General features: G+C 71.0%; 17 protein-coding genes. 5 read left to right on the forward strand and 12 right to left on the reverse strand.

Annotated elements, in window-relative coordinates; genetic code table 11:
- Positions 1 to 4: 4 nt before the first annotated feature.
- On the reverse strand, positions 5 to 625 hold the full coding sequence (locus D7044_RS02735; RefSeq protein WP_199716419.1) for a TetR/AcrR family transcriptional regulator: 621 nt from the start codon (positions 623 to 625) through the stop codon (positions 5 to 7).
- Between the two features lie 72 nt (positions 626 to 697).
- Here D7044_RS02735 and D7044_RS02740 point away from each other — a divergent pair, with 72 nt between their 5' ends.
- The gene (locus D7044_RS02740) at positions 698 to 1,444 is read left to right on the forward strand and encodes a 3-oxoacyl-ACP reductase family protein (protein ID WP_120675941.1); all 747 of its coding nucleotides are present in this window, start codon (positions 698 to 700) and stop codon (positions 1,442 to 1,444) included.
- 70 nt (positions 1,445 to 1,514) lie between these two features.
- Here D7044_RS02740 and D7044_RS02745 read toward each other — a convergent pair whose 3' ends face one another.
- From D7044_RS02745 to D7044_RS02765, 5 genes are all read right to left on the reverse strand, one after another.
- Positions 1,515 to 3,131 carry an amidase gene (locus D7044_RS02745; protein ID WP_120687851.1) on the reverse strand — a complete coding sequence of 539 codons (1,617 nt, stop codon included), beginning with the start codon at positions 3,129 to 3,131 and terminating at the stop codon, positions 1,515 to 1,517.
- Complete coding sequence (locus D7044_RS02750) at positions 3,128 to 3,430, reverse strand: hypothetical protein (RefSeq protein ID WP_120687852.1); 303 nt, start codon at positions 3,428 to 3,430, stop codon at positions 3,128 to 3,130. The genes D7044_RS02745 and D7044_RS02750 overlap by 4 nt, the downstream gene beginning before the upstream one ends.
- A 203-nt stretch (positions 3,431 to 3,633) precedes the next feature.
- Positions 3,634 to 6,909: a GH92 family glycosyl hydrolase gene (locus D7044_RS02755; protein ID WP_233564845.1), complete on the reverse strand. Its 3,276-nt coding sequence runs from the start codon at positions 6,907 to 6,909 to the stop codon at positions 3,634 to 3,636.
- 342 nt (positions 6,910 to 7,251) lie between these two features.
- Positions 7,252 to 7,884 (reverse strand): hypothetical protein, encoded by a 633-nt coding sequence (locus D7044_RS02760; RefSeq protein ID WP_120687853.1) that lies wholly within the window; start codon positions 7,882 to 7,884, stop codon positions 7,252 to 7,254.
- A gap of 123 nt (positions 7,885 to 8,007) precedes the next feature.
- Positions 8,008 to 11,931 carry a ThuA domain-containing protein gene (locus tag D7044_RS02765; RefSeq protein WP_158609949.1) on the reverse strand — a complete coding sequence of 1,308 codons (3,924 nt, stop codon included), beginning with the start codon at positions 11,929 to 11,931 and terminating at the stop codon, positions 8,008 to 8,010.
- Positions 11,932 to 12,206: 275 nt separating this feature from the next.
- On the opposite strand from D7044_RS02765, the gene D7044_RS02770 reads away from it, so the two are divergent.
- Complete coding sequence (locus tag D7044_RS02770; RefSeq protein WP_158609330.1) at positions 12,207 to 12,929, forward strand: SMI1/KNR4 family protein; 723 nt, start codon at positions 12,207 to 12,209, stop codon at positions 12,927 to 12,929.
- Between the two features lie 28 nt (positions 12,930 to 12,957).
- Here D7044_RS02770 and D7044_RS02775 read toward each other — a convergent pair whose 3' ends face one another.
- The 5 genes from D7044_RS02775 to D7044_RS02795 form a co-directional block, all read right to left on the reverse strand.
- The gene (locus D7044_RS02775) at positions 12,958 to 13,977 is read right to left on the reverse strand and encodes a phosphatase PAP2 family protein (RefSeq protein ID WP_120687855.1); all 1,020 of its coding nucleotides are present in this window, start codon (positions 13,975 to 13,977) and stop codon (positions 12,958 to 12,960) included.
- Between the two features lie 184 nt (positions 13,978 to 14,161).
- A complete protein-coding gene (locus D7044_RS02780; protein WP_120687856.1) occupies positions 14,162 to 14,782 on the reverse strand; it encodes a TetR/AcrR family transcriptional regulator in 621 nt (206 codons plus the stop codon).
- 640 nt (positions 14,783 to 15,422) lie between these two features.
- Complete coding sequence (locus D7044_RS02785; RefSeq protein ID WP_120675925.1) at positions 15,423 to 16,424, reverse strand: hypothetical protein; 1,002 nt, start codon at positions 16,422 to 16,424, stop codon at positions 15,423 to 15,425.
- Positions 16,425 to 16,621: 197 nt separating this feature from the next.
- The gene (locus D7044_RS02790; protein ID WP_120675923.1) at positions 16,622 to 16,927 is read right to left on the reverse strand and encodes a MoaD/ThiS family protein; all 306 of its coding nucleotides are present in this window, start codon (positions 16,925 to 16,927) and stop codon (positions 16,622 to 16,624) included.
- Complete coding sequence (locus D7044_RS02795) at positions 16,924 to 18,039, reverse strand: WD40/YVTN/BNR-like repeat-containing protein (protein ID WP_120687857.1); 1,116 nt, start codon at positions 18,037 to 18,039, stop codon at positions 16,924 to 16,926. Before D7044_RS02795 ends, D7044_RS02790 begins: the two co-directional genes overlap by 4 nt.
- Before the next feature lie 316 nt (positions 18,040 to 18,355).
- Here D7044_RS02795 and D7044_RS02800 point away from each other — a divergent pair, with 316 nt between their 5' ends.
- The 3 genes from D7044_RS02800 to D7044_RS02810 all read left to right on the forward strand — a co-directional run bounded on the left by D7044_RS02800 (position 18,356) and on the right by D7044_RS02810 (position 23,242).
- A complete protein-coding gene (locus D7044_RS02800; protein ID WP_120687858.1) occupies positions 18,356 to 20,020 on the forward strand; it encodes an SLC13 family permease in 1,665 nt (554 codons plus the stop codon).
- Complete coding sequence (locus D7044_RS02805) at positions 20,017 to 21,081, forward strand: tartrate dehydrogenase (protein ID WP_120687859.1); 1,065 nt, start codon at positions 20,017 to 20,019, stop codon at positions 21,079 to 21,081. The genes D7044_RS02800 and D7044_RS02805 overlap by 4 nt, the downstream gene beginning before the upstream one ends.
- Before the next feature lie 520 nt (positions 21,082 to 21,601).
- Positions 21,602 to 23,242 carry a DUF4127 family protein gene (locus D7044_RS02810; RefSeq protein WP_120687860.1) on the forward strand — a complete coding sequence of 547 codons (1,641 nt, stop codon included), beginning with the start codon at positions 21,602 to 21,604 and terminating at the stop codon, positions 23,240 to 23,242.
- Positions 23,243 to 23,323: 81 nt separating this feature from the next.
- Here D7044_RS02810 and D7044_RS02815 read toward each other — a convergent pair whose 3' ends face one another.
- Positions 23,324 to 23,728: an MmcQ/YjbR family DNA-binding protein gene (locus D7044_RS02815; RefSeq protein WP_120687861.1), complete on the reverse strand. Its 405-nt coding sequence runs from the start codon at positions 23,726 to 23,728 to the stop codon at positions 23,324 to 23,326.
- Positions 23,729 to 23,904: the final 176 nt, after the last annotated feature.

Raw genomic sequence — 23,904 nt, forward strand, 5'->3', positions numbered from 1 at the left:
GGAACTATTCCCAGGGGAGCTTGCGCAGGGCGAGTTCGGCCAGGCGTCGCAGCTCGGTGCGGCCGGCGCCGGAGGCGGCCTGGACCGCGAAGCCCTGGGAGAGGGCGATGACGTAGGCCGCGGCGTCACGTGGCTCGACGGCCGGCGGGAGGTCGCCGGCGGCCCGGGCGCGGGCGAAGCGTTCGGTGAGCAGCTCTTCGGCGCTGCGCCGGCGGGCGGTGAGGTCGGCCTTGGCCTCGGCGGCGGTGTCGCCGGCCACCAGCGCGCCCTGGACCAGCAGGCAGCCGGGTGGGGTGTCGGTTCCGGTGGTGGCGTCGGCGGCCCCGAGCAGCCAGCGTCGCGCGACCTCCCGGGCCGTGTCGGCCTCGATCGCCTCGGCGCCGTAGCCGAAGACGGTGCTGCTGTAGTGGTCGACGACCTGCTTGAACAGGCCTGCCTTGGAGCCGAAGGCGGCGTAGATGCTGCCGGGCTTGAGGTTGGTGGCGGTCGACAGATCGGCCATGGTGGCGCCCTCGTAGCCCTTGGTCCAGAAGACGTGCAGCGCCGACTCCAGAACGCGCCCGGTGTCGAACTCGCGTGGCCTGCCCATCGCCATGGTGACCTCCCACACTTTTTGGTCGCTCATTCAAGATATCACTTGGCCGTCCCGACCTCGCATGACATCTTGAATGGGCATTCAACAAAGATGGAGGCAAGTATGACGACGAAGACTCTGGCCGGGAAGGTCGCGATCGTCACCGGCGGCTCCCGCGGCATCGGTGCGGGCATCGCCCAGCGGCTCGCGGCGGCGGGCGCGACGGTCGCGATCACCTACAACTCCTCCGCCGAGCGGGCCGAGACGGTGACGAAGTCGATCGGCGAGGCCGGCGGCACGGCGGTGGCGTTGCGGGTCGACGCCGCCGACCGGGAGGCCGTGCGTGCCGGCGTCGCGGAGGTGGTGGAACGCTTCGGTCGGCTGGACATCCTCGTCAACAACGCCGGCGTCACCGTCGTCGGCCCCGTCGAATCGATCAGCGAAGCCGACTACGACCGCAACCTCGCCGTCAACCTCACGGCCGTCTTCATGGCGAGTCAGGAGGCGCTGCGGCACCTCGGCGACGGCGGGCGCATCATCACGATCGGCAGCATCAACGCCGACCGGATCCACTTCGGCGGCGGCAGTGTCTACGCCCTGACCAAGGCCGGTGTGGCCGGTCTGACGCGGGCGCTCGCCCGGGAGGTCAGTGGCCGGGGCATCACCGTGAACACGGTGCAGCCGGGCCCGGTCGACACCGACATGAACCCGGCCGACAGCCCGTTCGCCGAGATCACCCGACCGCACATCGCGGTCGGCCGTTACGGCACCGCGGGCGAGGTGGGCAGCCTCGTCACCTACCTCGCCGGTCCGGACGCCGCCTACATCAGCGGGGCCACGATCAACGTCGACGGCGGCTTCGCCGCCTGAGGAGAGCCGGCCGCCGCGAGCACCGACGGTGCGGGTGCAGGGCGGGAACGCCTCCCGCCCTGCACGCGCGTCACTGGGTCAGTTCGGCGACCTGTTCGGCCGTCAACCGGGGAGCGTCGGCAGCTCGCGTGCGCAGCGCCGCGGGAGACGGGTCGGCGGGGCGGCGCAGGTGCCAGTCCGTCGTGGCCTGGTAGGCGGCGACCACCGACAGGAGCCGGTCCTCGCCGTACGGGAGGCCACCGAGGATGGTGCCCATCGGCACTCCCGCGGCGGTGAACCCGATGGGGAAGGCGATCTCCGGCAGACCCAGGATGTCGAAGGGCACCGGGTCGGTCTGCACGACGACGTCACACCCGTCGAAGAGCTCGTGCAGGACCCGTTCCATCAACAGCAGCCTGGCCCGTTGCCCGGTGATGAACTCGTTGCCGCCCATCAACGCGCCCTGCAACCAGCTGGTCACCGACACACCGAAACCGCGCAGGTCGCTGCGCAGGTACGGCATGAACGGCTCGCTGCGCTCGGGCAGGCGCACGTTGTTGAAGGTGCCTCCGGTCAGCTGGCTCCACCCCTCGGGCAGAGCCACGTCGACCAGCGTGACACCGGGGATCGCGGCGAGCTGCGTCAGGTACACCTGCCGGGCCAGCGCGGTGGCCGAGGTGCCGTCCGCGAATCCGGGCAGCACGCCGACGCGGGTGTCCCAGCGCAGCCTGACCCGGTTACGCCGGTACACGGGAGTGGCCGCGTCGATCAGATCGGGCACCTCGGGCAGGCCCTGGCTGCGCGGGTCCGCCGGATCCTCGCCCGCCATCGCGGTCAGCATGATGGCGGCGTCCTTGGCGTCGCGGGCCAGCGGACCGGGATGGTCGCGGGTGTACGTGAGCGGAATGATGCCGGCCGCCGAGACCCGACCCATGGTCGGCTTCAGGCCGGTCAGGTTCTGCGCGTTCGACGGGGAGGTGATCGAGCCACCGGTCTGCGTGCCGATACCCGAGGTGGCCATCCGGCCGGCCACCGCCGTGGCGGTGCCGGTGGACGACCCGCCGGGGTCGACGTTGCGGTTGGCGGGCGCCCAGGCGTTCACCGTGGTGACCACGCCGGCCGGGGTGGTGGCCCGGGTGGTGGCCAGCGGCCCCATCTGGGTCTTGCCCAGCAGGATCGCGCCGCCCGCCTTCAACCGGGCCACCGCGGTGGCGTCGTAGGGCGGCACGAAGTTCTCGAAGAGGAAGGAGTTCGCGGTGGTGCGTACCCCTTCGGTGTAGTAGTTGTCCTTGATCGCCAGGGGGATGCCGTGCAGCGCGCCTCGCCGGGGTCGCCGGGCCGCGTCCCGTGCCGCGGCGATCGCCGCGTCGGCGAGCACCACGTTGAACGCCTGGTAGACGCCGTCGTACGTGGAGATCCGTGCCAGCATGGCCTCGACCAGCCGCTGCGGCGTGAGCTTGCCGGCGCGGATGAGCCAGGCCGCTTCGGCGATGGTGAGTTCGGTCGGATCGGCGAGCGCCTCCGGCCGGGGCTTCGTGTAGGCGTTGGGCCGGTCCAGCGCGGGTTCCCGCTTGCCCGCAGGCGTGCCCGCCGTGGCGATCGCGGGGAGCGCGACGGTGGCGCCCGCGGCGGAGGCGGTCGCCAGTACGGCGGCGCGGGTCAGAAAGGCCCTACGGTCGATCGAACGGTCGAGTGGTTCGCCAGTCATGCCTTCCGCCATTCGGTGCTGTTCGCGGGGTAGAGGACCGGGGCGTGCTGCTGCGACAGCGCCTTGGCCACCTCGGGGTCGGTGGCGCCGGTCACGGGCAACTGGTACGCGGCGAGCGTCGCCACGGTGCCCCGCAGGAACGAGCGCAGCGACGCGAGTACGGAGTCCTGACCCGGCGAGCCGGTCTCCGGATCCGGGGTGCTACCCGGCGGAAGCTGGTCCAGGTCGATGCCGAGCGCGGCGAGCCGGGCCCGGATCAGGGTGTTCAGCTCGGCGTCCGTCGGTGGAGTAGGGGCCATGCGCTCTCCTCCAAGTGCTTCACGGGTGGGGGTGGCGTTGCGCGAAATGATCTGAACCTAGGCCCGACCCGATGATCTGAAAGCGCGGAGAGCATGGAAATTGAGCAATATTTGAGTCTGTCGTTCGGCGGCCCCCTCCCCCGCAGACGGAGGAGGGCCCGCTCCGCCCCGTGGGGTGGAACGGGCCCTCGCCCCGGCTTCGGTCAGGCGGTCGCCACACCGAAGACGTGGATGACGCCGCCGTTGGCGTTGGTCGGCAGCGTCAGGCTGGTCAGCTGCTTGCCCGGCTGCAGCTCGATGGGGGTCGTCGCGAAGACGTAGGTGCCCACCGGGTCGATGCCGTTGCCCAGCACGTCGCGGTACGCGGTGTGCACGGCCGTCAGGTTGCCGAAGGACGGCTGCTGGAAGCCGCCGCTCAACGTCCAGTCGCTGAAGCCGATCTCCGCCTGCTGGGTGGTGCCGTCGGCGTAGGTGAGCGTCACCGTGCCGCTCGCGTCGCCGAAGGCGGCGCTGCCGAGCACACTCAGCTTCGTGTCACCCTCGGCCGACGCGACGCGCAGCACCTGGTTGCCGCCGCCGACGAGGATGTTGTCGGGGTCGCCGGGGGCCACGTTCGGCCAGGTGAAGTCGAACCCGTTGACCGAGACGGTGGAGCCCGGCGTCACCCCGGCCGCCTCGAGCGCCTTGGCGGAGTAGCTCCAGCCGCCGGTGTCGAAGTTGGCCTGCGGGTTGGTGTCGTCGGCCGAGATCCCGTTGTTGTTCAAATTCCACAGCACGCTGTCGCGTACGGCGACCGTCACCGGGAGCGTCACGGTGGGCAGCGCCCGCCCGGACGAGGTGGCGGCGGTGACCGAAACGGTGTAGGCGCCGGGCTTCACGCCGGCGTCGGCCGAGACGGTCAGCGTGATGGCGGCGGAGCCGTCGCCGGAGAGTCGGAGTTCACCCGCGCCGGGGGTCACGGTCAGCCCGGCGGGCGCGGTGACGTGCCAGCGAACCTTCGCCGGGTCGTCGGTGAGCGCCTGCACCTTGTACGTCGTCTCCGCCTTGCTGCCCGGCTCCACCTTCATGGCCTGCGGGCTGACACCGGTCAGGTACGGCTGCCGGCCCTGACCGAACGACGGCGGCGTGTCGGCGGGCGAGCTGCCCCAGGATCGGTTCGGCTTGGCGCCGAGCGCGAAGTCCAGCTTGCCGCCCTTCTCGACGAGCGAGGCGGGGACCCAGGTCTTCGTCGACTTCTTGCCGTCGACCCGCAGCGACTGGATGTACAGGTTCTTCGCCGAGGCGTCGGGGGCGTTGACCGTGATACCCCGGCCGTGTCCGGTATCGATCACCGCGCGGGTGAAGAGCGGCGCGGAGAGCACCAGGTCGGCGCGGCTGGGGTTCTGCGGGTACAGGCCGAGCGCCGAGAAGACGTACCACGACGACATGGTGCCGGCGTCGTCGTTGCCGGGGATGCCGCCGGGGGTGTTGCCCCAGAGCTGGTCGAGCACCGCCCGGACCGTCTCCTGCGTCTTGTGCGGGACACCCAGGTAGTTGTAGACGTACGGCGCGTTCATGTCCGGCTCGTTGGTCGGGTCGTAGCGCGTGAGATCCCGGGCGGAGAAGTCGAAGCTGCCGTCCGGCGTACGGAAGAAGGCGTCGAGCCGCTGCTCCGCCGCCTTGTCACCGCCCATCGCACGGGCGAGACCGGCCACGTCGGAGTAGACCATCCAGGTGTAGCGGGCGCTGCTGCCCTCGACGAACCCGTTCTCGGTCGCCGGGCTGAAGGACCGCTCCGCCCACGCGCCATCGGCCTTGCGGGCGCGGGGGTACCCGCCCTGCGGGGTGGCCGTCAGGTCGAACACGTTGCTCCAGTTCCCCGAGCGGTCGAGGAAGGTCTTCTGGGTCGCGTGGTCACCGAGCCGCCCGGCCAGCTCAGCCAGGCCGAAGTCGGCGACGGCGTCCTCCATCGTCTCGGCCGTACCACCCCAGCAGGAGCAGCCGTCGGCCGGGACATAGCCGAGTTCGAGGTACTTGTCCAGGGCGGGACGCTGACCGACGCAGGCGACGTTGCAGCCGGCGCTGTCCGAGTCGTTCGCCGTCGGGACCGTCGCGGCGGTGATCAGCGAGCGGAGGGCGCCCTTGACGTCGAAGTCCCGGCCACCGAAGGCGTAGATGCCGGCGAGCGCCGGCGCCGCCGGGTCACCGGACATGACGCTCGTCTTCCCGCTGCCCAGCAGCCAGCGGTCCCACTCGCCGTCGCGCTGCGACGCGTAGTTGAACAGCGACTGCGCGAAGTCACTGCCGGCCTTCGGGTTGATCAGAGTCATCAGCTGCACCTGGGCGCGGTACACGTCCCAGCCGGAGAAGGTGCCGTACTGCGCCTTCTGGCCCTTGGCCAGCTGGTGGGGCTTGCCGTCGGCGCCGAGGTAGCGGCCGTCGACGTCGTTGGCGAGCGTGGGCTCAAGCATGGAGTGGTACAGCGCCGTGTAGAAGGTGCTGAGCTGGTCGGCGGTGCCACCACCGACCTTGATCTTGCTCAGTTCACGCTGCCACGCCTTGCTGGCGTCAGCGCGGACCGCCTCGAAGGTCTTCTGCTGCGGGTTCTCCGCCCGCAGGTTGGCCTCGGCATTGTCCAGGCTGACGTAGGAAACGGCGACCTTGACGCCGACCTGCTTCGTGCCGTCGGCGAAGGTGACGTAGGCGCCGGAGCCCTTACCCGCCACCGGGTAGCCGTTGTCGAAGCCGGTGCCGCCGGTGGCGGAGGAGCCGCCGGGCGTCACGGTGCCGTCCTGCCAGGTGCCGAAGCGGGCGAACGGCTGGTCGAAGTGCGCGGTGAAGTGCAGGGTGTAGAGACCCTTGCGGTTGTTCGGGCTCTGCGGGCCGCAGAAGTTCCCCGCGGTCACCGAGCCGGTGACCGTCCGGGCCTTCGCGTCCACCTGCACGGTGGCGTCGGTGCTGCCGGTCTCCGAGTTGGCGGTGCGGAACAGCATGCTGGCGGGCCGGTCGGCCGGGAACCCGAAGCGGCCCGTTCCGGTGCGCTCGGTGGTGGTGAGCTCCGCCGAGGCGCCGTTGGCGAGGCCCACCCGGTAGTAGCCGGCCCGAGCCGTCTCGTCGGCGTGCGAGAAGTCGCTCGCGTACTTCGCGTCGGAGGTGTCGGCCGTGGGTGAGGAGTCGACGTCACCCACGTACGGCATGATCGGGATGTCGCCGGCGCCGCCGTTGCAGCCGACGCCGTTGAGGTGGGTAAGGCTGAAGCCGCGGATCCGGGTCGCGCCGTACTCGTAGCCCCCCGGCGCGGGGGTGGAGACCTGGTTGCCCCGGGTGGTCTGCGGGCTCCAGGCCAGCATGCCGAAGGGGCGTACCGCCCCCGGGTAGGTGTTGCCGAGGTTCGTGGAGCCGATCAGCGGGTTGACGTAGGAGACGGGGTCGCTGACCAGTCGTGGGGCCGGGGCGGCCGAGGCGGGGGTGCCCGCGGCGGCGGTCGCGAGGGCGACCACGGCCGCGGTCGCTACTCCGGCGAGGGTTCGGCGCCGTGCGGTGTGCGCCGCACGCGCCAGTGGGTCTGACACAGTAGATGCCCTTCAGTTGACGGACCGTGTGCGCTGTGAGCACGGCGGATACGGCGCTCCTCCGGTGCTCCATCCACACCGGAGGGCCGTACCGCACCGTTCTGACAACGTTGTCGGAAGCCAACGAAGGATGTTCTGCCTTCACTCGAGGCGTGTCAAGATCTCGTGTGAAGGTCACCTGTCGGACCGGTTCGACCTCACCCGATCTGACAGGGGGCTCCGGTCACCGAAGAGGCGACCGGGATCGCCGAGACTCCGCTCACCCGCCGATCACCGGTGCCCTGCGGGCGTTGGCGGATCCGACCCTGTCGGCTGCGCCACCATCGGCTCCGCCACCGGAGGGTGCTCCTGGGTTGACCGCCCGCGCCGGGCCCGCACCATCTCCCGGAGCCGGTAGGACCAGGCGGCGAGCAGCAGCAGGAGCAGCCCCGCCCCGAGCGACCAGGCGATCACGTCGGCCGGGTTCCGCACGGCGGGCAGGGTGATCGCCAGCGCCACCGTGGAGACACCCGGAAAGATCAGGCCCATCGCCAGGGCCTGGGCGAAGTGGCCGTCGTGCTTGCGCTTCCAGTAGAAGGTCTCCCAACCGAAGACCCTCGCGTTGCCCGTGTACCGGGCGATGGCCGGGCCGAGGACCTGCTCGATGTACTCGCCCGCGATCCGGATGTCCCGGTACTGCGACACCACGTTGAGCCCCAACGCGGTGCTGAGCAGCGGGAGGAGCAGCAGCAGCCGAAGGTCGGCCCGCTCGACGAGGATGAAGCCGGCCAGCGCCGCGACGACCGTGAGGTGCAGGCCGATCACGTTCTGGTTGTGGTTCGCCTTGCGCTCGATGGTGCTGCGGATCGCCGCGGCGTCGGCCAACGCGGCGGTCAACGCTCGGTTCTGCATCTCCTCGGTCATGGCGTCCCTTCGTACGCGGCCCCACTCCGGTCTACCAATCCCGATCAATACCCGGCGGCGTCGGCGCGCAGCAACGGCCGTGGCCGGCGCGGAAGGATCCGCGCCGGCCACGTCGGAGATGGTTCAGCTGGTGTACGCCTCCAACTCCCAGAGCGAGTGCCCCCACGGGGTGCCCCGGGCCGTGCCGTAGATCCGCAAATAGCGGCCGTTGGCGGCGAGTGCGGAGTGCTCGTCCACGCCACCGTCGGCAGCGGTCACGGTCTTCACGTCGACCCAGGTGGTGCCGTTGTTCGAGGTCTGGATGACGTACGAGCTGCTGTACGCCGCCTCCCAGGTCAGCTTGACCCGGCCGATCGCGGTCGGGCTGCCCAGGTCCACGCGGATCCACTGCGGATCCGAGAAGGCGCTCGACCAGCGGGTGGTGAGACTGCCGTCGACCGCCTGGGCGCCGGACATGCCGGCCCCCTCGTCGCTGGAGGTCGACGTCGGCTTGTTCAGCAGCAGATTGCCGCCCGGCGGACCGGTCGGGCCGCCGCTGTCGCCGTACACCTCGAACTCGAAGAGCGAGTAACCCCAGGCGGTGCCCCGCGTCGTGCCGGTGAGGCGGACGTACCGGCCGCTGCCGGTCAGCCCGGTCAGGTCGTCCACACCGCCGTCGCCGCCGGTCACCGTCCGGATCGTGGTGAAGTTGGCTCCGTCCGGTGAGGTCTGGATCTGGTACCCGCTGCCGTACGCCGCCTCCCAGGTCAGCTTGATCCGCTCGATGTCGTACGTCGCCCCCAGGTCCACGTCGATCCACTGCGGGTCGCCGAAGGCGCTGCCCCAGCGGGTGCCGAGCGCGCCGTCGAACGCGTTGGCGGCGACGAACGCCCCCTCGACGCTGGACGCCCGCGCCGGCTTACCCCGGGCCAGGTTGCCGCCCGGGTCCGGTCCCGGCCCGGAGCCGGTGGAGAGGGTGAACTCGTCGACGTCGAAGTACGGCCCGGTGCCCTTGAAGACGAGGTAGAGCGTGCGGGCGCCGGTCGGGGCGGTGACCGCGCCGGTTACCGTGGCGAAGGTGGCGTACCCGCCGGTGGGTACCACCGTCGCCTGACCGACCAGCGGACCGGTGGGCGAGTCGACGCGCAGCTCCAGCGTTCCACCGCCGCCGGGCGGGGCGCCGACCCGGGCACTGAACGACTGGACGCCGGCCAGGTTGTACGGGTGGAACGAGATCCAGTCGTTGTTGTCGACGTAGCCGATCGCGGCCCCGCCGTGCGCGCTGCCCGGGTTGACGACCTGGACGCCCGAGGAGTCGCCGAAGTGCTCGGCCTGGCGGACCCGCGGTTGCAGAACGGCCTGGGCGTGCGTGGTGAGCGGCGGCTGGCCGCCCCCACCCAGATCCGTGTACTCGGCGTCGATGATGCCGAAGATGTTCGCCGCGGTGCCGTGCTCGCCGTCGACCGAGGTCTGGATGACCCCGGAGCAGCCCTGCACGCTGCTGAGCTGGTGGCCGTGCGAGTCGTGGCCGAGGACGTAGTTCACCTTCACCCGGGCGCAGTTGATCGGGCCGTCCTGGGCGTCGGTGACGGTGACGGTGAACGGCACCGCGTCGCCGAAGTTGAACGTCTGCCCGTTCGACGGGGTGTTCACGGTGACCACCGGGGCGCTGTTGCCGACCGTGATGACGGTGCTCGCGGTGCCGACCTTGCCGGTGCTGTCCCGGACGGTCAGGGTCGGCGTGCGGGTTCCGCTGGTGGTGTAGGTGAAGCTCGGGTTCGCCGCTGTCGAGTCGGTGCTGCCGTTGTTGTCGAAGTCCCAGGCGTAGGTGAACGGGTCACCGTCCGGGTCGAGGGTGCCGGCCGAGGAGAACTGGACGGTCAGCGGTGCGACGCCGCTGGTCGGGTTGGCCGAGACGACCGCGCGGGGTGCGCGTCCCTCGCGGGCGTACTCGATGCGGTAGAGCGCCGAGTTCGCGTCGCCGTTGAACCAGCCGGTGCCGTAGTCGAGGACGTAGAGCGCGCCGTCGGGGCCGAACTCCATGTCCATGACCTGGGTACCGGTCCACGGAAACGGGTTGATCTTCAACGGCTGGCCGGCGCTGTCGAGCTTGATGTTCTTGATCCAGCGGCGGCCGAACTCGCCGGCGAAGTAGGTGCCGTCGAAGTACTCCGGGAACGCCACGTCGGAGGTGCTGGCCGGGTCGTACCGGTAGACCGGGCCGCCCATCGGGGACAGCCCCCCACCGGTGAACTCCGGCGGTGAACCGGAGCCGCCGTACGGCAGCCAGGCCGAAACGGCCGGCGGCAGCTGCGTGATGCCGGTGTTGTTCGGCGAGTTGTTCACCGGCCCGGCGGCGCAGGCGAACTTCGGCCCGGACGGGCCGGAGGGGAAGGTGTAGTCGTTGTAGGCGTCGTTGCGGGCCGTGCAGTACGGCCAGCCGTAGAAGCCGGGCTGGGTGATGCGGGCGAACTCCACGTTCCCGGCCGGTCCCCGGTTCGGGTCGGCGGTGCCCGCGTCCGGACCGTAGTCGCCGAGGTAGACGATGCCGGTGGCCTTGTCCACGCTCATCCGGAACGGGTTGCGGAAGCCCATGGCGTAGATTTCGGGGCGGGTCCGCGCGGTGCCCGGGGCGAACATGTTGCCGGCGGGGATGGTGTAGCCGCCCGCCGCGCTCGGCCTGATCCGGAGCACCTTGCCGCGCAGGTCGTTGCTGTTCGCCGAGGTGCGCTGGGCGTCGAAGGCCGGGTTGCGGCCGGACCGCTCGTCGATCGGGGTGAACCCGCTCGACTCGAACGGATTGGTGTCGTCGCCGGTGGAGAGGTACAGGTTGCCGGCGGCGTCGAAGTCCATGTCCCCGCCGACGTGACAGCACATGCCCCGGCTGGTGGGGACGTCGAGGATGAGCGTCTCGCTGGCCAGGTTGATGGTGTTGTCCGGGTTCACGGTGAAGCGGGAGAGTCGGTTGACGCCGTCCCAGCGGGCGAAGTCCGCCGGGGTGCCGGTGGCCGGAGCGCCGCCGCCAGGGGTGTCCAGCGGGGGCGCGTAGTAGGCGTACACCCAGCGGTTGGTGGCGAAGTTCGGGTCGGCCTTGATGCCCTGCAGGCCCTCCTCGTCGCCGGTGTAGACCGGAAGGGTGGCGGCGACCTTGGTGTTGCCGGCCGCGTCGGTGTGCCGGATCACGCCGCTGCGGGCGGTGTGCAGCACGCCCCGGTCGGGCAGGACGGTGAGGCTCATCGGCTCGCCGGTCTCGGCCACGCCCTTGGCCAGCTCCACCTGCTGGAAGTTGGTGTCGACGGTGCCGCCGCAGTCGGCCTCGGTCTCGCCGGCGGCGGTCCGGATGCCGCCGAGCAGGTGTTGCCGGAAGTTCGGGTCGGTGTACGACTCGTCGGTGTGGCCCATGCCGGTGTACCAGGCGCGGCCGCCGGAGTAGTTCTGGCACCAGGAGATGGGGTGGTCGTAGCCCATGCTGCCGCCGGTGTAGGTGCTCTCGTCCAGCGTGGCGAGCACGTGCACGCTGCCCCGGGGGTTGGTGCGGTAGTTGTACCACTCGTCGAGCCGGCTCCACCGCTGCGGCAGCGTCTCGGTGGAGGGGTGCACGTGGTCGGCGACCTTGACGGTGGCGGTCTGGTTGGCCGGGTGGGAGGCGAAGTACGCCCCGACCAGCCCGCCGTACCAGGGCCACTCGTACTCGGTGTCGGAGGCGGCGTGCACGCCGACGTAGCCGCCGCCGCCCTGGATGTAGCGCTCGAACGCGGCTTGCTGGGCGGCGTTGAGTACGTCACCGGTGGTGGAGAGCCAGATCACGGCGGCGAACCGGTCCAGGTTGGCGTCGGTGAACTGCGCGGCGTCCTCGGTGGTCTCCACGGTGAACCCGTTGGCGGCGCCGAGCTGCTGGATGGCGGCGATGCCGGGGCCGATGGAGCCGTGCCGGAATCCGGCGGTCTTGCTGAACACCAGCACGGTGAAGGGTGCGGCGCTGGCTGCGGGCGGAAGGGCGGTGATGCCGCCGAGCACGAGGATCGCGCTCAGCGCGGCACCGAGCCACGCTCTCAGGGGTCTGCGCACGGTGGGTCCTTTCGCGCGGTGGGGACGGCGTGCGCCGATCACGCCTCGGTGGTGTGGAGGGGGTGATGGTCGGGGCCTTGATTGCCGCTCGCCCGGCGCGCCGACGCCACTACGAGCCTGAGACATTTAGCTGCATCGTTGCGATACGCGTGGCGAGCGTCAAGCGGTCTATCGCCATTTGTGAGAGCGCTTTCTCCGCAGTTCAGGGACGACCGTCGAGCGCGAGCTCAAACACGGGTGAGAAGAAGGGAACGACGATGTCTAGACTTCGCGTCGTGACAGGCATCGGCGCCGATGAGCGCGTTCGCGAGGCGTGGATGCGGGTCGAGGGTGGGCTCGGTCGCGTCCTGCCGGCTTCCCTACCGCAGCTTGCGGCACCGGCCGAGCTGCCGGCGATCGACGCGGTGGAGGTCGCCTTGGCCGTGTCGCTGCCGGAGGATTTCCGCGCCAGTCTCCGCATCCACGACGGAACGGGGTGGCCCCACTCCGGCTCCGGCCAGCCGAGCCCGGTACCGCTGGATCACCTCTACGACACCGACCAGATCATCAAGGCGACCCGGATGTGGCGCGACGGCTATCATCCGGAGCCGGATTGGGACGACCCGCAGGTCTGGGCGCACCTGGTCGACAAGGGGACGCTCCTTCTGAACGGGCCGGTGCGGCCGGTCGTGGGTGCGCCGGGCGCGGTGGTGGTGGGCGACATGAACGGCGACGTGCACTGGCTGCTCGACCTTGATCCAGCGCCGGGAGGCACGCCCGGACAGGTGGTTCGGGTCGATATCGAATGCGCCTCGTGGGACGTGCTGGCGCCGTCCTGGACTCAGCTGCTCGTGCGCTACGCCGAGGATCTCGAGCTGTTCGCCGCCGATCCCGACAGCTCGACGTTGACGATCGATCAGGACCTCGGACCGGAGTGCGAATGGGGCGTGTCGCTCGACCTCGGGGGTACGCGTCCCGCCTGGCTCCGGGACGTCCAGGCCCGCGATCCGCACCAGTGACGGCCCGCGCCCGCGGCCGTCGACCGCGCTAGCCGAGGTACTGCCGGTGTTCGTGGTCGCCGGCGACGACGATGCCCCGCTCCAGGTCGCCCTGCCGCAGGTCGAGGCGGCGCGGGCCGGTCCGGCGGACGAGTTCGGCGAGCGCCGGGAGGTCGACGGTCGGCGCGGCTCGATCAGCTGCGCGCACGCCGACGACCAGATCGTCGCGGCTCTGCCACCGGCCAGCCTGCCGCACCGGTGAGGTGGGCCAGTACCCGTCCGGGGCGAGCCGGGTTCCCGCGACAGGGACAGCTGCCGGCACCGGCACGGGGCCGGCTCGCGTCGCCGCGGGCGTTGTCGCCCTGGCGAGCGCCGTGCGTGGACGCGGCACCACCAGCACGATCACGCCGAGCAGGGCCAGGGCGGCCACGGCGTCGAGCCAGTAGTGGTTCCCGGTGAGGACCACGATGCTGAGGGTGAGCAGCGGGTGCAGCAGCCAGAGCCAGCACCACCGGCTGCGGCCGGCGGCGATCAGGACGATGGCGACCACCGTGGCCCAGCCGACGTGCAGGGAGGGCATCGCGGCGTACTGGTTGGAGAGGGTGTCGGTGGCGGGGTCGCCGTAGGCGCGCGGCCCCACCAGCTGTCCGGTGTCCAGCACGCCGGTGGCGGAGAGCAGGCGCGGTGGGGCCATGGGTACGAGCGCCTGGATGGCGAACCCGACGGCGGTCAGCACCGCCAGGAGCGTCCGCGCCCACCGGTACAGGGCGGGGCGGAACAGGTACGTGAAGAGCAGCAGCGCCCCGGTGGCCGGGAAGTGCACCGAGGCGTAGTACCTGTTCGCCGCGCGGACCAGGCCGTCGTGCGGCAGGACGCCCTGCTGCAACGTCGCCTCGTCCGGCAGCGCCAGCGTGCGCTCCAGCGCCCAGATGTGCGTGGCGTTGTCGTACGCGGTGGACAGGTCGCCCACGACGAAGAGCCGGCCGATCTTGTACGCCAGGAAGAGCGCGGCCACGAGCAGCAGTTCCCGGAGGGGGTGCGGGCGCTTCCCGCGGTCGTCGGCACCCACAGCTTTCCTTTCGCGCGACGAGGTTCGGGCGGGCGACAGGACTGGTTCGTCGCCTGCGAGCGGCGGCGGCCCTTCCACCGGCCGGCTGGTCAGGTGGGGGGACGCGCCCCGGAGGTCCGGCTCGAGGTCGAGCCGCAGGCGGAGTGGATCGATCAGAGCAGGCCGGGCCGCCTCCCGCCCGAGGTCAGGTGGGCGGTGCGGCACGGCCGAGGGGAAGGCCGTCGCGCAGCTGCGCGATGCTCATCCGGACCAGGTCGGGCAGGGCGTCGCCGGTGGCTCCCCCGGCCCAGCGGGTGACGACCGCGCGCATCGTGATCGCGGGGACGGCGGCCAGCAGGTGCGGGGCGAGGTCGCGCTCGACGTCGGCGCCGGTCCGCTCGGCGATCACCTCGGCGATCATTCGCTCGACGCGCCCGAGCACCGCCAGTTGCTGCGCCAACATCGCCGGATTCTCGGCGCAGGCGCGCGCCATGGCGTCGGCGTCGCGCTCCCGTTCACCGAGCAGTCCCATGATCATGTCGGGCAGGACGTGCGCGAAGGAGTCCCACACCGGTTCGCCGGCCGGTCGGGCGCGCAGTGCCTCGACGAACGTCTTCGCCCGCTGCAGGATCCCGTCGAGGATCGCCTCCTCGCGGCTCGCGAAGTAGTTGCGGAAGGTCCGGGGTGAGACGTCCACCGCCGCCGCGACCGCTTCGGCGGTGACCGCCTCGATGCCACGCTCCGTCATCAGCGACCACGCCGCATCGCTGAGCGCCGCGCGGGTCGCGCGCTTCTTCCGCTCACGAAGGCCAACGTCCGAGGTCACGGCACAACTATCCGCGCGCCCTTCCGGACCGGCAAAGTTTCCAAGTCGGAAAAATCGTGGAATGAGTCACATTCATGATCCGCTACGGAGAGCTACCAAACGCGGGGCTGACGCGGGTCGCCCGGCACCGTGCAGCGAGCGGAGCACCGCACGAACCGGGCGGCCGGCGGCCCTCATGCGCGCCGATGATCGACTCGGTTTCCTTGATGTCGGGGTGTCCCGGCCGTGTGATGACCCGACTTCAAGGAACCCGAGTCGATCACCGGGTGCGGCCGGGGTGGTTGGCGAACGATGCCCGGTTTGCGGCCCGCGCGGCCCTCGAATGGACGTTCGCGCGGATCGGGCTGGCACCCCCGGGGCAGAGCCCGGTCGCTGGCACCACCCGCCGCCCCTCCAGGCCCGCAAACCGGACACGGTGCGCTCATCGCCCTGCGCCCGCCGATGATCGATTCGGTTTCGGAGCGGGCCGGGCAGACGGGCCGGAGCGGGCCGGGCAGACGGGTGCCGGGCGGGGCCGGCACCCGTCACCGGCGTGGTGTCACAGCGGCTGCCACGGGAGACCCGCCGGCGAGACGGGACGAGTCAGGCCGGGGGACGCCAGTCCCGCCGGAACGGGACACTCGGAACTTCCGACGCGAAGTCACACCCTCGCCCGCGCTTCGGAGCGCTGCTCCCGCCCGATGGGCGAGGCAGATCGCCGACGGGCACCGGCGACCACCGCGGCGGCCGTCACGATGGTGAAGACCGCCACGCCGGCGAAGACCATCAGGGTCTGCCGATCGAGCTGGGTCACCGGAATGCCGCGCTTCGCCTGCCAGGTGAGCGCGGCGAAGACACCGGTGTAGGCGAGGCCGGCGATGCGGACGAGTCGGGCCCGGACCCGTTCGTCGCGGAGCCAACCGTGGCTGGTCGCGAGCACACCCAGGATCGCCGTCATGAGCAGCAGCACCTGGATCGCGTGCAGGCCGACGAAGTGCGGTACGCGCAGGTCCCCGCCGGTGGTGCTCCAGTTGGTGAGGAACATGCCGTTGCCGTCGGGGTCGCCGATGCCGTGGCCGCCGTTCATCGACACCGGATCGCCGTCGGCGTCGGTCACCGTGCGGGGTCCCGCGGAATTGCTGAGCCAGAGGGCCACCACCATGCTGGCGGCGGCGAGCCCGAGCCCGGCGCGGAGGGCACTGGTCATGGCGCGGTCGCCGGTGCGTTGGATCAGGACCAGGATCGCGATGACCAGGGTGATCAGCAGAAGCGGCGCGACGCCGAAGGAGAACACGGTACGCACGGTCTCCGCGACCGGCTCGGCGTTGTTGTTGAAATGGCTGATGGTGCCGTGCGCGGCGGCGAGGACGACGGCGCCGACGTCCAGCAGGCCGGCGACCGCGAAGATGGTGCCGAGCCACCAGCCGAGGCGTCGGCCCTTATGCAGCTTGCTGAGCAGCCACGCCAGGGTCAGTCCGTACACCCCCATGGCGAAGCCGAACTTCATCGGCTTCACCCAGACCGACTCCCCCAGCAGCAGGCGATCGTCGACGAACAACGCGGCGGCGGAGAAGAGCGTCAGGGTGAACATGAGCGTCGCGTTCACCACGAGCGGGCGGTGCCAGCCCCGCATCGCGCGGAGAGATGTGGCAAGGATGGTCATCGGCTTCCCCACGAGGATCGGCCGCTCCCAGCTCCGCTGGACGGCCTTGGACGATGACCATCAGCCTCATCGAGCGCGCGCCGGGCAACCATCCGATGCGCCCCCGGACCGGCCCGCCGGTCTACCCCCGACCGGCCCGCCGGTCTACCCCCGGCCGGGCCGGGGGCTAACCCCCGGCCCGGGGCGTTCAGCTGGGGCTATCCCCCGGCCATCGCGCCGAGCACGATGAACGGCTCCTCGCCGGCGACGACCCGCTCGGGCAGCGGCGTGTCGGGCGAGGAGTTGGAGAGGTCGTCCTCGCAGGCGTAGAAGCGGACGAACGGTCGGCGCTCGCCGCTGTGCCGGTCCCGGATGGTCCCGAGCAGCATCGGATACCGCGTCTCGAGAGCGTCCAGCACCCGTCGCGGGGTGACCGGACTGTCCTGCCCGGCCACCTCCAGTCTCACCTCTCCGGTGACGTGCGCCAGGGTCTTCAGATGGGCCGGGAGGACCACCCGGATCACGGCAGCACCTGGACTTCCACGGAGAGTACGGGCGGCAGGTCCCGGACGATCGGCGCCCAGCTGTCACCGCCGTCGGCCGAGTGGTAGACCTGACCACCGGAGGTGCCGAAGTAGATCCCGCACGGGTCGAGCGCGTCGACCGCCATCGCGTCACGCAGGACGTTGACGTAGCAGTCGGACTGGGGCAGGCCCCGGGTCAGCGGCTCCCACTCGTCGCCGCCGGTGCGGCTGCGGTAGACGCGCAGCTTCCCCTCCGGCGGGTAGTGCTCGGAGTCGCTCTTGATCGGCACCACGTAGATCGTCTCGGGTTCGTGCGCGTGTACAGCGATCGGGAAGCCGAAGTCCGACGGCAGGTTGCCGCTGACCTCGCGCCAGTTCGCACCGGCGTCGTCGCTCCGCATGACGTCCCAGTGCTTCTGCATGAACAGGGTGTCCGGACGGGACGGGTGCTGGGTGATGTGGTGCACGCAGTGGCCGACCTCGGCGTCGTCGTCGGGAATCTCCCCGGAGCGCAGGCCCTTGTTGATCGGCAGCCAGCTGACGCCACCGTCGTCGCTGCGGAACGCGCCGGCGGCCGAGATGGCGGTGTAGATCCGGCCCTGCTGCGCCGGGTCCAGGATGATCGTGTGCAGGCAGAGGCCGCCCGCGCCGGGCTGCCACGACGGCCCGGTCGGGTGCGTACGCAGGGCGGTGAGCTCCGTCCACTTCGCGCCGCCGTCGGTGGAGAGGTAGAGGGCCGCGTCCTCGGCGCCCGCGTAGACCGTGTCGGGGTCGTCGCGGGACGGCTCCAGGTGCCAGACGCGCTTGAACTCCCACGGGCGCGGGGTTCCGTCGTACCAGAGGTGTTCGCCGACGTCACCGTCGTAGGCGAAGTCGTTGCCGACCGTGGTCCAGCTCCTACCACCGTCGTCCGAACGCTGGATCAACTGCCCGAACCAGCCGCCGGACTGGGAGGCGTAGAGCCGGTCCGGGTCGGCCGGCGATCCGGTGAGGTGGTAGATCTCCCAGCCACCGAAGTGCGGCCCCTCGACCGTCCAGTCGCCGCGTCTGCCATTCGACGTCAGCACGAACGCACCCTTGCGTGTTCCCACCAGCACTCGTACGCCACTCATGCCGATTCCTTCCGCTCGGTTCGGCGGTGGCCTCGGGTGACACCCTCCACGACGCCGAAGACTCATCGGTCGATGTCAGTCGTACCCGGAGGGTACGACGAAACAGCGCCTTCGGGGTGCGACGGCGTGTCGGAGGGCTGGAACAGCGCCTGACCAGCGCGTCAGGCGGGGTGGGCGATCGCCTGCTCCAGGAGGTCGCGTAGCTCGCGCAGCTCTAGTGACACTCGGCGAGGGAACCCGGGTGGACGACGACCCGGCGGAGCCGGTCGGCCCAAGGGGCTTGCGTGAGCCAGGTCACTGGTCGGATCATCGGACGATGGCAGACATCGATGCTGATGGACGTGATTCACGTACGGCGGTGCCGGAGCAGCGACGCGACGGCCAGCCGGACGATCCGGCCCAGGTCGACGTCGACCAGGCACTTCTCGGCGGTGCCACGTACCGGGGCCTCGCCGAGCAGCGCCTCTCCCCCGCCGAGGAACGCTTCGAGAAGCGGCGGCGGACGTCGGGCCTGATCCTCGCGCCCGCACTGGCGTTGATCTTCCTCGCCCTGCCGCTCGACATTCCGCCCAGCCAGCAGACCCTGGCCGGAATCCTGATCGGCGTCATCGCCCTGTGGATCACCGAGGCGGTGCCGATCCCGGTCGGCGGTCTCATCGGCGTCGGCGTGATCGTGCTGATGGGCGTCGCCCCGGCCGGTGACGTGCTGGCGCCGTTCGGCTCGTCGACCGTCTTCACCTTCATCGGCGCGTTCATCCTCGCCCAGGCCATGCTCAAGCACGGCCTGGCGCAACGGTTCGCGTTCCGCGTCCTGTCGCTGCCCGGCGTGGGCAAGACGACCGGCCGGGTGGTCGTCGCCTTCGGCGTCATCACGTGCCTGCTGTCGGCGTTCGTGTCGAACACCGCGACCGTCGCGATGCTGCTCCCCACCGCGCTGGGCATCCTCGCCGTCATCGCCAAGCTGCTGCAGAGCCGCGGCCTGGCCAAGCCCGGCTGGGACCCGACCCGCCTGCGGATCGGCTTCGCGCTGATGCTGATGCTCGCCTACGGAGCCAGCGTCGGCGGCCTGCTCACCCCGGTGGGCACGCCCCCCAACCTGATCGGCCGCGCGCTCATCGAGGAGGCCACCGGCGAGCGGATCTCGTTCGCCGGCTGGATGGCCACGGCGTTCCCGATCTGCCTGGTCATGTTCGTGGCGCTGGCCACCATCCTGCTGCTGCTCAACAAGCCGGAGATCCGCCGGATCGAGGGGGTCGAGGAGTACGTCGCCGCCGAACGTGCCCGGCTGGGCAAGCTGTCCCGAGCCGAGAAGAACACCCTCATCGCCTTCACCGTGACGGTGACACTCTGGATCTTCCCGGGCGTCGTCGCGCTGATCGCGGGTACCGACTCCAGCGTCTACGAGACGGTCAGCGGCCGGCTCAACGAGGGTGTCGTCGCGGTGCTCGGTGCGTCCCTGCTCTTCCTGCTCCCCACCGACTGGCGCAACCGGGAGTACACCCTCAACTGGAGCGACGCCGCGCGGATCGACTGGGGCACCATCCTCCTCTTCGGCACCGGCATCATCTTCGGGGCGCTGCTCGACGACACCGGCCTCGCCGCGACCATCGGCAACGCCAGCTCCGACTGGCTCGGCCTGACCAGCGTCTTCGCGATCACCGCGTTCGCCGTGCTGCTGGCGATCGTCATCTCCGAGACGACCAGCAACACCGCCTCGGCGGCGGTCGTCGTACCGATCATCATCCCGGTCGCCGTCGCCGCGGGCGTGGACCCGTTCGTACCCGCCCTCGCGGCCACCTTCGCGGCCTCCTTCGGGTTCATGCTGCCGGTCTCCACACCGCAGAACGCGGTGGTCTACGGCTCCGGGACCGTACCGATCACCCGGATGATCCGATCCGGCGCCTCGTTCGACGTCATCGGGGCGATCGTCATCCTGCTGCTGCTACCCGTGATGCTCAGCCTGACCGGGGTCGGCCGATGAGTCACCGCATCGCCGTCATCCCGGGCGACGGCATCGGCACCGAGGTCATCTCGGCCACCCGCACCGTGCTCGACGCCGTCTGCAAACGGCACGCCATCGAGCTCGACTACGACGAGTACGACTGGTCGTGCGAGCGTTACCTGCGCACGGGCGCGATGATGCCGGCCGACGGGCTCGACGTGCTCCGGCCGTACGACGCGATCCTGCTCGGCGCGGTCGGCGCGCCCGGCGTACCCGACCACGTCTCGCTGTGGGGCCTGCTGATCCCGATCCGGCGGGCCTTCCGGCAGTACGTCAACCTGCGGCCGGTGCGGGTCTTCGACGGGGTCGACAGCCCGGTACGCGGCGCGCTGCCGGGCGAGGTCGACTTCGTGGTCGTACGCGAGAACGTGGAGGGCGAGTACAGCGAGATCGGCGGCCGGCTCGGCCGCGGCCACCCCGAGGAGTTGGCGGTGCAGGAGGCGGTATTCACCCGGGCGGGGGTCAGCCGGATCGCCGACTACGCCTTCGAGCTGGCCCGCACCCGCCGCGGGCACGTCACCTCGGCGACCAAGTCGAACGGCATCGTGCACACCATGCCGTTCTGGGACGAGGTGGTGGCCGAACGGGCCGCGGCCTTCCCGGACGTGCGATGGCGAAGTGAGCACATCGACGCGCTCGCCGCGAAGTTCGTGCTCCAGCCGGTGAGCTTCGACGTGGTGGTGGCCTCCAACCTCTTCGGCGACATCCTCAGCGACCTGGCCGCGGCGGTGGCCGGCTCGATCGGGATCGCCCCGTCGGCCAACCTCGACCCGACCCGGAGCTATCCGTCGATGTTCGAACCGGTCCACGGGTCCGCGCCGGACATCGCCGGCAAGGGGGTGGCCAACCCGCTCGGCGCGGTGTGGTCGGCGGCCCTGATGCTCGACCATCTCGGCCATACTCCGGCCGCGCAGGACCTGGTAGCCGCCATGGAGGCGACGCTGCGGGAACCGGGCACCCGGACCCGCGACCTCGGTGGCACCGCCGACACTCGGACGGTGACCGTCGCGCTCCTCGACCGGCTGGGGCCGGTCTCATGAGGCTCGCCCGAGCGAGCCGAGGCCAGGCGACGGTCCGGCGAGGCGGAGGATCCCTCGGCGCCTGAGCCAACTGAGGCCCCGATGAGGATCGCTCCTCGCCGGCTCTTGACATTGCTCCGGTGAACCGAGCAGCATCCCAACGCAACCCGCGTGCTAATACGTATTAGCCAGCAGGAGGATGCCCCGCCGTGCCGAGCGCACCACGTCGTGTCAGAGCACACGTCACCGTGCGCTCGTCCGGATGGACCGGTCGACCGTGGACGCCACCGGGACCACTCCACGCCGGCCGGCAGACCGCCTGGCCCGGTCTCACGCTCGTGACGCGACCCGCCGCGCTGAGACCGGTTCCGGCAACGGCCGAGGGGCCGCACCACACCGGGAAGCAGGTCGGCGCGGCCCTCCGGGGCCGACGCGCACGCGGTCCTGATCGGCGAGGACCGACGTTTCCCTGTGGTGAGTCACGCACGGCTCGTGCTGGCACGTCTCCGCACGGCGGGCGATCCAGAGAAGAGGACGAGACATGAGAAGACGTGCCCTGCTCGCCGCCGGTGTGGCCGGCGTGACCACCGCAGCCATCGGCCGACCCGCGTCGGCCGGGCCCGGTAGGCGGCAGCGAACGGTGGCCCTGGTGCCGCTGGACGACCGGCCGGTCAACACCTACTGCCCGGAGATGACCGCGGCGAGCGCAGGTGCCCAGGTGCGCCTGCCGCCCCGGGACCTGCTCGGTCGCTTCTTCGTCCCCGGCGACGGCGCTGCCATCGCCCGCTGGCTCACCGCCGTCGAGGGGGTCGACGGATACGTCGTCTCGGTCAGCATGCTCGCCTACGGCGGCCTGATCGCCTCCCGCACCGCCGGCCCGACCCTGGCCTCCGCCCTGGAGAACGTGGGCGCCATCCGCACGCTGCGCTCGACCCGGCCGGACGCCGTGATCGAGGTGCACGACACGATCCAGCGGCTGGCCATCACCAGCACCGGCACCGACCTGGACAACTACCGGACGCTTCTGGTCGATTGGGCGAAACTCTACGACCAGGTGGTCAACCTCGGGCAGGAGGAGCTGCGGGCCCAACTCGACGCCGTCCGGGCCCAGATCCCGGACCAGGTCGTCGAGGACTACTTGGCCGCGCGGGCGCGAAACCACCAGGTCAACCGGTTGATGGTCGAGTGGGTCGCGGACGGGACCATCACCCACCTCGTGCTCTCCGAGGACGACACCGCACCGGTCGGCCTGGCTCGGGCTGAGCGGGTCGAGCTGGAGGCCCTGGTGGAGCAGCTCGACGTGGGCGATCGGGTGGAGATCTTCCCCGGCGCCGACGAGGTCGACGCGCTGCTGGTCGCCCGGGTGCTCGCCGCCGGGACGGCGCCCACCTACCGGGTCCAGTACGCCGGCGTCTCGGTTGAGGAGTGGACCGCGCAGCTCGAGGGCATCCCGTTCGCGGAGAACATCCGGCGGCATGTGACCGCGGTGGGCGGGCGGGTCGTGACGGGCGACGCGGACATCGTGCTCGCCGTCAACACCCCCTCGGCGGCGGCCACACAACGGGCCGCCGACCTGGACGCCTTCGTCGACTCGATCGGCGGCCTGCTCTCCGCCGGGACCCCGGTGATCGTGGTGGACCCGCTGATCGTGAACAAGGCGGACCACGAACTGGTCACCCGGATGGAGGCCCGACTGGACCTCGCGGCGCTGCTGTCGTACTCGGGGTGGAACACCGGTGGCAACGCGCTCGGCCTGGCCCTCGGCCACGGCACCGCCCGGTGGGCCTACCTGCGCTCCTCGGGCAGTGGCTACGGCGTACCGGAGATGCGGGGGCCGGGGTTGGCGCACGCCGAGTACCTGCTCTACCGGTTCGTCAAGGACGACCCGTGGAAGAACGTGGTGCAGGTCGAGGCGTACGCGCACGCACGGGCACAGGGTTGGGACCCACTCGCCCTCACCGCCGAGCAGAAGACCTACTTCGACGGCTGGGTGCGCGAGCGGTTGGTCCCGCTGACCGAGCGCTACTTCGCCGACCACTTCGTCGGGCACCGCGTCGTGCTCGGCCGGCGGGGCAAGCGGGTGTTCACCGCGACCCTGGCCTGCTTCGAGTCGGCCCGGGTCAGGCTCCCGTGGGACCGGCTCTTCGAGGTGATCCTGGAGCCTCGGCTGCGGCTGTCGTGACCGGACGCCGGACGCGTCGGCGCGGCCGTCGACGCGTCCGGCTCGCCTGGTGCGACCCGGAGGGGCCCTCGGCCCGAGGAGCTACTGCTCGGCGCCGAGCGAAGAGCTCAACGAACCGGCGTCATCGTCGAGCTCGTCGGCGATCTCCCCCGGCGCTCGCATGCGCCACGCGTCGGTGACCAGTTCGCTGAGGCGCTCGACCGTCACCTGGTCCAGCCGCAGCATGACCAGCGGCAGGCCGTCGTAGGCGGGGGTGGTGAAGAAGCGCTCCGGCTCGCCGAGCAGGAGGGCCTGCTTCTCCGCCTCGTCGCCGACGTAGAGCACCGCGATGTCGCTGCGGATCAGGCGCGGCTTGCCCGGTCGCGGCTCGGGATAGGACCAGACGAAGCCCTTGTCGGCGACCCGAAAGTCGAAGCCGTCGCTGTCGATCTCGACGACGTGGGGCAGCGCGAGCGCCAGGTGACGTACGTCTTCGGCGTCAGCCACGGAGGTCTCGCTCGGATGTCCGCTCCCGCATCGGCACAGGCTAGCGCCCGGCGGTGACAATCCGGCGTGGGATCACGCGGGTCGGGTCGCCCGGCTGGCCGATTCCGGTACGGCGCAGGCGACGACGCCGAGGCGCGTACCGGTCGGCCGGTTGCGCCTCGGCGTCGGCGGGGTGC

The organism is Micromonospora musae (assembly GCF_003626635.1).
In the GTDB taxonomy this organism is placed as follows: domain Bacteria; phylum Actinomycetota; class Actinomycetes; order Mycobacteriales; family Micromonosporaceae; genus Micromonospora; species Micromonospora musae.